The organism is Streptomyces radicis (genome assembly GCF_003626575.1).
GTDB classification, from domain to species: Bacteria; Actinomycetota; Actinomycetes; order Streptomycetales; family Streptomycetaceae; genus Streptomyces; species Streptomyces radicis.
Window position 1 is genome coordinate 1 of record NZ_RBDY01000061.1, and the last position, 5,371, is coordinate 5,371.

At 72.1% G+C, this 5,371-nt stretch carries 1 protein-coding gene; it reads left to right on the top strand.

What is annotated here, in order from left to right; all coding sequences use genetic code 11:
* The coding region (locus tag D7318_RS33270; RefSeq protein ID WP_183091762.1) for a hypothetical protein at window positions 1–5,371 on the top strand (5,371 nt) is incomplete at both ends.

Here is a 5,371-nt window from a genome sequence, read left to right on the forward strand (position 1 = left end):
ACCGAGCCACCTACCACGCCGACACCGGCCACTTCATCAACAACACCGACGGCACCCCAGGGTTCCAACGCGTCAACGACGTCGAATACCTCCTCCTCACCCCCGAACACCGAGCCATCGCCGTCCAACAACTCACGGAATCCACCACCAGAACCAGGCAAACCCCACCCGACACCGGCGACACCGACCTCACCGTCCTGATGGTCCCCGACATCCGCCTCGGACATGTCGTCGTCCACTCCCCGGACGGGCGGCCCGTGGCCGATGTCCACCAGGTCACCTTGCCAGGGTCCGGCCTCCCCGGCCGGTGGTACGTGCCACGCGACGGCGGCCTGCCGCACCTGGAGGACGCGCACGGGGTGCGGGTGCCGAACACCCCCGTCGTCCCGTTGGCGGGCCGGAACAGCTACCTTGTCCACACGCCCGACGCGACGGCCGCGCTCGGCCCTGACGGCGCCCGCACCCACCAGGTCGTCCCGCTCTCGATCGTCCATCACGAGCAGCCGACGGACGCGGTGCTGCTGCGTCCCCTGGACGGGAACGGCGTGACGGCCGTCCACGACCCGGAGACCGGGGCACTGCTCACCGACCGGGTGCTGACCGGCTTCGACGGCGCGCGCCACGTGGTCGAGCACCAGGGCGCCACCTCCGTCCACGCCGGGGACGGGGCGTTCCTCCAGGAGGTCGCGGGCCGGGTCGGGAACCCGCTCGGCGAGGGCCATCACCTGGTCACCGCAGGGCCGGACGGGCGCCCGTTCGTCGCGGGGCCCGACGGCGCCCCCGTGCCCGGCGCCACCGCGGCCCGCCTCGACGAGGACATGTACCTGGTCCGGGTCCCCGGATGGTTCCCCGGCGTGGTGGACGCCCGGGGGCAGCACACCCACGATGTGATCGTGCTGGCGGGCGACCCGCGCCATGTCGCGGTGGCGTCACTGCGCGGCGGCGCCCCCGAGCTCTTCGCGACCGACGGGGGCCGACCGGCCGATCTGAGCCTGCGGCTGACGGGGGGAGAGCTCCGGCTCGAGCCGACCGACCGCCCCCATTCCGCGGTGGTTCACGACATGGCGGGCAGCGTCATCGCCTATCAGCACCGGCTGCCCGACGGCCACCCCTTCGCCGGGCACGACGTGTTCCTGGCCACGCGCGCGGGGCAGTCCTGGCTCAGGGCCCCGAGCGGGGAACCGGTGCCCGACTCGGCGGTGTTCCCGGTGGGGGATACCCTGCACCTGATACGAACGCCGGACCACGGGCCTTTCGTGCTCGACAGCCGCACCGGCGCCCAGACCCACGATGCCGTCCGGCTGGTCGACGACGAGACCGGCGACACATGGTTCGCCATCTGGCCCATGGAGGGCGGCGGCCCGGTCACCGTTCTCAGCGAGGTCGGCAGGCCGGTACCCAGCAGGGCCGTGATCAACGGCGGTCACATCGCCGTGGAGACCGAGGGGAACGCGGTCCGCTTCTATGACATGGACGGCGTTCTCCGGGACAGCGGCGACATCCAGGGCGGGGTGGGCGTGCTGAACGGTCATCTGATCGCGGTGCCCGAGACGGAGAGGAGCGGCGCCGTCTGGGTGGTGCGCACCGGCGACGGCACGATGGTCGAGAACGCCACCGCGACCCAGTTCGGGAGCCGGGACTTGGTGGTCGTGCCGGGCGCCGGGCGTGCCCTGTTCACCGGGGAACAGATCTTCGACGTCGTACCCATCCCCGGGGGCACCGACCGCTTCCTGGCCGTGCCTCCCGGCGCTCGGCGGACCGACCCCAGCGACGAGATCTGGCTCGACGGGGCGGCCGTCCGCATCGAGGAACCGAACGGCTCCGCCACCTTCCACGCCGCCGACGGCACCGTGCTGGGGCGATCCACGTTCCTCCGCGACGGCCTGCTCGACGACGGCCCGATGCCCGATCACCGCGCGGTCTGGCCCAGCGACGGCGTCCCCCGACTCGTGGACGTCCACGGCAACGCCGTCGAAGGCGGCGCCATCCGCCCGCTGGACGAGAACACCTATCTGGTCACGATCGACGACGTCGCACACGCGGTGATCAACGACGACGGGCGTCCGACACACGACATCATGCGGCCGGACGGGCGGGACGGCGCGCCCGGCGACATCGTCCTGGCCCGCCCGTTGGACCTGACCGGCTCTTTGGACCCGAACGGCTCACCCGTCGTCTACCGGGGCAGCCGGGTCCTCGCCGCCGACGTGCGGCTCGACGACCACACGATCGTCGTCACCTTCGGGGGAGTCAGGGCGGTGTTCGGCGCGGACGGCGCCTTCCGAAGCCTCACCGTCCGGATCGACGCCCCCGCCCTGGACGGATTCAGCATCCTGGACATCGGCCAGGGCAGCCCCCTCCGGCTCCTGGACGCCAACGACACCGTCGTCGGCAACGCCACCGTGACCCGTCCGGAGAACGGCGACTTCCGCATCGACAGGGGCGGCAACCACTATGTCGTCGGCGAGGGCGGCGACCTGCGTCGGCACGTCATCGCCCTCAGCGGGCGGGAGGACCACCCCGACCTCGTCGCGCGCATCGGCCCCGAAGGGCTGCCGTCCCCCCACCCGCGCACCACCGACGGCACCACCCTCACCGACCACGTGGTCCGCTTCACCGGCCCCCCGCACGCCCCCACCTCCCTGTACGTCCACGGCCCTGACCAGCACCTCAGCGTCTACGACCCCACCACCGGCGTCTTCCACGGCGACGTCCCCGCCCGCGACCTCCGACACGCCGGACAGCCCCAGGCTCCCGAAGAACCCACCGGCGGCACCGCCCTGACGACGGACGACATCCGCCACACCCTCGAGACGACCCATATCCGCCCCGGCAGCTCCGGCTCCGACGGCTCGGGCTCCCCGGGCCCGGCCCGTCACGGGATGGGCGACAGCGATGTCGAGCTGACCGAACTACCGCACCTCGTCAGGCTGTCCGGGCACGACGGCCGCCCCACCGGCACCACCCTCTCCATCCCACCCGGCGGCGGCGCCCCCACCCTCACCCGCGACGGCCAACCCGTCACCGCCGACCACATCCGCATCACCGAGCGTTCCATCGGCATCCGCACCGGCGCCACCACCACCTTCCACGGCCACGACGGCCGCTTCCTCGCCGACTTCCGCACCCACCACACCGGCCCCCTCACCGGCCACGTCGTCATCGCCGAAGCGGGCCAGTCACCCCGACTCATCCGCTTCGACGGCCAACCCTCCGACACCCTCACCACCACCCGCTTCGGCAACCACCACTGGCGCGTCGACGACCTCGGCACCCCCCGCGCCCTCCTCGACAACACCGGCCACCACACCCACGACGTCACCCGCCTCACCGCTCCCAGCAACAACCACCACGACCAACTCGACGAATACGTCCTCACGCCCCTCACCGGCGACCGCACCCCCACCCTCCACCAGGGCGACGGCACCCCACTTCCCCACCGGGTCGAGCCCCTCGACGGCGGGCTCCTCGCCATCCACCGCGCCGACACCACCGCCGACATCCACGACACCCTCGGCAGCCACCACGCCACCCTCCACCGCCTCCCCGGCGACGAACACCACGAACTCATCACCACCGGCGACAACCCACCCCGCGTCATCGGCCCCGACGGCGAAACCGTCCCCGGCTCCCGCGCCACCCCCCTCCCCGACGACACCCGCTGGCTCATCCACCGCCCCGATCACACCCCCCTCATCACCGACCGCACCGGCAACCCCACCCACACCACCGTCCGGCTCACCGACACACTCCCCACCCCCCACCCCACCCTGATAGCCCTCCCCACCCACAGCCACCACGGCCCGCCCCACCTCATCTCCGCGAGCGACGGCACCCGCCAACCCGGCCGCGTCACCGTCCACCCCGAACCGGGATGGATCACCGTCCAACTCGACGATGGCCACCGGGTCCTCGACATGACAGGCGCCCCACTCCCCCAGCACCACGTCTTCGCCCCCGAAGGCCACGTCACCGCCGACTCGTTGATGATCCGCGTCAACGGCCAGGGCTCCCCCGACGTCCTCGACATGACCGGACGCCCCGTCCCCCACACCACCACCCCCTTCGGCTCCGAGGCCCACCTCGTCCGGGTGCCCGGCTACCCGTCCACCTTCGTCACCGCCGAGGGGCGGCCGTTCTACCACCACGTCCGGGCCGAGAACCAGCTCGTCGCCCTCCCCATGCCGGGGGAGCGCGTCACCACCTTCAGGCCGGACGGGCAGCCCATCGCCGATGTCCACCAGGTCACCGTGGCCGGCTCCGGCTTCCTCGGCCTCTGGTACGTGCCACGCAACGGCAGCCCGCCGCTCCTCCTGGACGCGAACTGGGCGCCGGTGGCGAACACCCGCGTCGTCCGGCTCGAGGGCCTGGACAGCTACCTTGTCCGCACGCCGAGGGGGCAGATCGTTCTCGGCCGGGACGGCACCATCACCCACGAGCTCGACACGATCCGGGCTTACGCGAACCAACTGGCGGTGAACGCGGTCCTGGTGCGCCCGGTGGACGGCAACGGCGTGCCGTCCGTTCACGACCGGGCAACCGAGACGATGCTCAGCGACCGGGTACTGACCAGCCTCGACGGTCGGCGCACCACCATCGAGTACCAGGGCCCGATCTCCGCCGTCTACAACGACCAAGGACGTCTGCTCGGTTCGAGCGAGCTCCGGATCGGGAACCCGCTCGGCGAGGGCAACCACCTGGTCACCCGGCCTGACGGAAGCGCGTTCGTCGCCGACCGCGACGGCACCCCGGTGCCCGGCACCACCGCCACCCGCCTTGACGACGACATGTACCTGATCACCACCCTTAGCCACCGCCCCGGCGTGGTGAACACCCAGAACCAGCACACCCACGACGTCATCGAACTGCGCACACCCAGGGACCGCTTCGCGGCCACGGTGAGTGTCCCCCGCGGCCACTTCGTCGCAGCCCCTCTGGACGGCGGCACGCCCCGGATCTTCACGCCCGATGGCTCCCCGGCGACCGGCCTTCGCCTGGAACCGGAACAGCGAGAGCTTCTGTTCGTGGGGGGGACGGCTCGCCCCCACATCACGGAGGTCCACAACGTCGAGGGCCATCTCATCGGATTCCGGCACGACCTGGTCGATGGCCCCCTGCTCGACCACCAGGTGTTCCTTACCGGGCGCCAGGAGACTTCCTGGGTCAGGGGCCCGGAGGGAGACCGGGTCCTCGACGCGCGTGTGACCCCCCTGGGGGGTGACAGGCACCTGATCACGGTGCCAGTGATCACGGTGCCAGACCGACCGCCGGTCGTCCTCGACACGAGCACCGGCGCCGGCCAGCACATCGCCGTCCAGCTGGCCCCGGGCGACGGCGGGGCCAGCAGAGGGATCGCCGTGTGGCCCAGGGA